The sequence below is a fragment of the Polaromonas sp. genome, from assembly GCF_031411155.1.
Taxonomy (GTDB): Bacteria; Pseudomonadota; Gammaproteobacteria; order Burkholderiales; family Burkholderiaceae_C; genus Polaromonas.
On record NZ_JANOAL010000012.1, the window covers coordinates 1 to 4,185 of the forward strand.

4 protein-coding genes are annotated in these 4,185 nt (G+C 62.1%); 3 read left to right on the forward strand and 1 reads right to left on the reverse strand.

Annotation, left to right across the window (positions count from 1 at the left end; genetic code table 11):
* A partial coding sequence (locus RMO23_RS00515; RefSeq protein WP_309678021.1) for an SDR family oxidoreductase occupies positions 1-1,194 on the reverse strand: 1,194 nt, incomplete at its 3' end.
* Positions 1,195-1,445: 251 nt separating this feature from the next.
* Here RMO23_RS00515 and RMO23_RS00520 point away from each other — a divergent pair.
* The 3 genes from RMO23_RS00520 to RMO23_RS00530 all read left to right on the forward strand — a co-directional run.
* Positions 1,446-2,030 (forward strand): phasin family protein, encoded by a 585-nt coding sequence (locus RMO23_RS00520; RefSeq protein WP_309678022.1) that lies wholly within the window; start codon positions 1,446-1,448, stop codon positions 2,028-2,030.
* Between the two features lie 137 nt (positions 2,031-2,167).
* Positions 2,168-3,472, forward strand: coding sequence for a patatin-like phospholipase family protein (locus tag RMO23_RS00525; protein ID WP_309678023.1), 1,305 nt, complete (start codon positions 2,168-2,170; stop codon positions 3,470-3,472).
* A gap of 78 nt (positions 3,473-3,550) precedes the next feature.
* A partial coding sequence (locus RMO23_RS00530; RefSeq protein WP_309678024.1) for a TetR/AcrR family transcriptional regulator occupies positions 3,551-4,185 on the forward strand: 635 nt, incomplete at its 3' end.

A 4,185-nucleotide genomic window follows, 5' to 3' on the forward strand; every position in this document is an offset into this window, starting at 1 on the left:
AAACTTGTGCGCGGCGGCCAGGCCAATGCCTGATGAGCCGCCGGTGACCAGCACCACCTTGCCGCCGACGGTGCCCTTGAGCGAGCGGTCAATGTGCAGGTCCGGGTCGAGATGCCGCTCCCAGTAGTCCCACAGGCGCCACGCATAATCCTTCAGGTTGGGGCATTCGATGCCTGAACCCTTGAGCGCGGCCGTCATGTCGCGGCTGTCAAACCGGGTCGGGTAGTTGACGAATGTCAGCATGTCCTCGGGCAAGCCCAGATCTGCCAGCACGGCATTGCGCACCCGTCGCACCGGCGCCAGCGCCATCAGGCTCTTTTTGACGCTGCGTGGAATGAAACCCAGCAGCGCGGCGTTGACGAACAGGTTCATCTTGGGCGCGTGCGCGGCCCGGCTGAAAATATCCAGCACATCGCCCACCCGGTAGCCGACCGGGTCCACCAGATGGAAGCACTTCTTGGCGATGGCCGTTTTATGGCTGATGTGGTCCAGCGCATCGACCACGAAATCGACCGGCACGATGTTGACGCGCCCGCCCTCCAGCCCCACGGCCGGCATCCACGGCGGCAGCAGCTGCCGCATGCGCTGGATCAGCTTGAAGAAATAGTAGGGCCCGTCGATCTTGTCCATCTCGCCGGTGCTGCTGTCGCCCACCACCATGGCGGGCCTAAACACTGTCCAGGGCACCTTGCATTCCTTGCGCACGATTTTTTCGCTCTCGTGCTTGGTCAGAAAGTAGGGGTGCTCGTAGTTCTCGGCTTCCTCAAACATGTCTTCGCGGAACACGCCTTCGTACAGGCCGGCGGCCGCAATGGAACTGACATGGTGAAAGTGCCCGGCGTCAATCGCCTTGGCGAATTCAACCGTGTTGCGGGTGCCATCGATGTTGACCGCCGTCTGGCTTTCTGCGTCGGCGCTCAGGTCATACACCGCCGCCAGATGGTAGAAGTGGTCAATCTGGCCCTTGAGTTTTTTGACGTCATCGCTGCTGACACCGAGCTTTTTGCTGGTCAGGTCGCCATGCACAGCCACCGCCCTGGCGGCGCTGACGCCCCAGTACTCGCGCAACGCGGCCAGCTTGCCGGCGCTCTCCTTGCGGATCAGGAAGTGCACCGTGGACCCTTTTCGCTCCAGGAGTTTTTTAACCAGGCGTTTACCAATGAAGCCTGTGGCTCCCGTGACGAAATACTGCATTGTCATTGTCCTTATTTGCTTATGCGCTGCTTTGCGTTGCGGTTGAAAAATTGATTCTTGCTTAAACCATAGCACTGTCTATTCAGCAAAAACCCGCGCCCGGGGCTTTGGCGCTCGTTTTTCCATAGAGCGAGACCCCTAACGCTCTAGAAGCCCGCATCTAAACGCCGCCGCCCGGAGCGCTTACATTCTCGGGTGTGCGCGGCGTGTTGCCAGCGCAAATTTCTCATCCCTCAAGTCTGGAGTCCCCCATGGTCAAGAAACTGCAAAAAATGAGCGCCGATAAAAAATCCGCCCCCCACCTGTCCGGCGCCGTCAAGGAGTCGGCCCAGCAAATCTGGCTGGCAGGTCTGGGCGCTTTTTCCAAGGCGCAAGAAGGCGGCGGCAAGGTGTTTGAAACCCTGATCAAGGAAGGCCTGGCCATTCAGCGCAAGACCCAATCCGTGGCTGAAGAGAAAATCTCCGAGGCCACCAGCAAAATGGCCAACATGGCGACCGACATCCAGTCCAAGGCCGGCTCCCAGTGGGACAAGCTCGAAAACATCTTTGAAGAGCGCGTGGCCAAGGCCCTGAACAAGCTCGGCGTGCCATCGGCCCGCGACGTGGACGCCCTGATCGCCCGCATCGACGAGCTGAACAAGAACGTGCAAAAAATGAGCGGCAAGGCCCCGGCCAGCGCCAAAGCACCGGCCGCCAAAAAGGCCGCCAAGCCTGCAGCCGCCAAAACCGCTGTGGCCAGGCCAGTCGCAGCCAAGCGCCCCGCCGCCAAGCGTGCGGCCAAGCCCGCCGTTGCCAAGCCAGCCGCAGAGGGCAAGCCCGCGACTACCGCAGCCTAAGCACCGGCTGCATTTGAGAAAGGGACATCTCGTCCCTTTTTTTACGCCTGTGCGTTCCGATTGCTGACGCTCCCTTCCCGCCCGGCATGCTGCAAAGCAGCAAACATTTTGGCTCACGCCGTCTACACTTTCCCGCCATGACTTTCCAAAAGACTGCTTTCCAAGCTGCAAAAACCGGCGCGTCGACCCGAACGCCCCGCATCGCCCTGGCCCTTGCCGGTGGCGGGCCGTTGGGGGCGATTTACGAAATCGGTGCGCTCTGTGCGCTCGACGAATCGCTGCAGGGCCTGTCGTTCACCCGGCTGGATCACTACGTCGGCGTGTCTGCGGGCGGCTTTATTGCCGCCGGTCTGGCCAACGGCATGGCGCCGCGTGAGCTGTGCGCCGCCTTTATTGAAAACGACGACCAGGTGTCGGAAGTGTTTGACCCGGCCTGGCTGATGGTGCCGGCCTATGGCGAGTTTTTGCGGCGCAGCGTCATGTTGCCGGGCCTGGCCGCCTCGGCTTTGTGGCAGGCCACCCTTGGCCGCAAGTCGCTGGTGCACGCCCTCGAAACGCTGGGCCCGGCCCTGCCCACGGGCATTTTCTCCAACAACGAAATTGATGTGCGGCTGGCCCGGCTGTTTTCCAAACCCGGCCGCACCAATGACTTTCGCCAGCTCGGCACCCGCCTGACACTGGTCGCCACCAACCTGGACAGCGGCGACGCGGCGCCTTTCGGGCGGCCCGGCCTGGACCATGTGCCCATCTCCAAGGCGGTGCAGGCCAGCTCGGCCCTGCCCGGGCTGTTTCCGCCGGTCGAAATTGACAACCATTACTACGTCGATGGCGCGCTGAAGAAAACCATGCACGCCGCCGTGGCGCTGGACGAAGGCATTGACCTGATGTTCTGCCTGAACCCGCTGGTGCCGTTTGATGCCACGCGCCGGCCCGCGCTGGCCATGAACCAGCGCGTCATGCGGCGCGGCCTGCCGCCCGAGAAACAGGCGATACCGCGCATCGTCAGCGGCGGCCTGCCGGCCGTGATGAGCCAGACCTTTCGCTCCATGATCCACTCGCGGCTGGAGCTCGGCATGCGGCACTACGAGCAGGTCTACCCCGACACCGACATCGTGCTGCTGGAGCCCGATGGCCGCGACACCGAGATGTTTCTGGCCAACACCTTCAGCTACCGCCAGCGCCGCGAGCTGGCCGAGCACGCCTACCAGAGCACCCGGCAGATGCTGCGCTCGCGCAAGACCACGCTGTCCGCCAAGCTGGCGCGCCACGGCGTGTCGCTGAACCTGGACGTGCTGGGCGACCCCAGGCGCCACCTGGTGGCCAAGACGCCCGCCGCCACCCGCGTCGGCCGCGCCATCGCCTCACTTGAAGAGATGATGGAAGACATCAGCCACGCCTGCGTGACCTTGCCCGCTGCAATGCGCGGCCTGGCGCCCACCTGAGAAAGGGCTGCTGGACTTCCCTAGTTCCCGGCATTGAGGTGCTGGGTTAGAGTACGAAAAATTAGAAAGTAGCAAACCATGGCGAAAAAAGCGCCGCGCCGAACCGCCGAGCGCATTCTGGAGGTCACGCTGGACCTGTTCAACCGCTTTGGCGAACCGAATGTTTCGACCACCCTGATTTCTGCCGAACTCAGCATCAGCCCCGGCAACCTCTATTACCACTACCCCGCCAAAGATGAGCTGATCAACTCGCTGTTTGACCGCTACGAACGCTCGCTGAATGAACTGCTGAACGCCAGCGACGGCGTGCGTGACGTGGAAGATGCCTGGTTTTACATGCACACGCTGTTCGAACTGATCTGGCAATACCGCTTTTTGTACCGCGACCTGAACGATCTGCTGTCCAAAAACCGCCGGCTGGAGACACACTTCCAGTCGGTGCTGAAGAACAAGACCCGATCCGTGCGGGTGTTGCTGGACGGCATCGGATCGGGCAGCGAGTTTACGAATGCGGATGAGAAGGCTTTTCGCGATGCGGGCTGCACGTTCGCTTACTACCATCCGACGCGCTCCTGGCGGGTGGATAAGCTGAACCGGCGGACGCACCGGCGCATCCTCGTCATCGATGGCAAGGTCGGCTTCACGGGCAGCGTGGGCTTTGCGGAGAAGTGGGCCGGGAATGCGGATTCGCCGGACCACTGGCGCGATGTGCA

What these genes read in the sequence shown, in the direction of transcription:
- RMO23_RS00520 (WP_309678022.1), top strand. Translation starts at nt 1,446, where the DNA reads ATGGTCAAGAAACTGCAAAAAATGAGCGCCGATAAAAAATCCGCCCCC.
- RMO23_RS00525 (WP_309678023.1), top strand. Translation starts at nt 2,168, where the DNA reads ATGACTTTCCAAAAGACTGCTTTCCAAGCTGCAAAAACCGGCGCGTCG.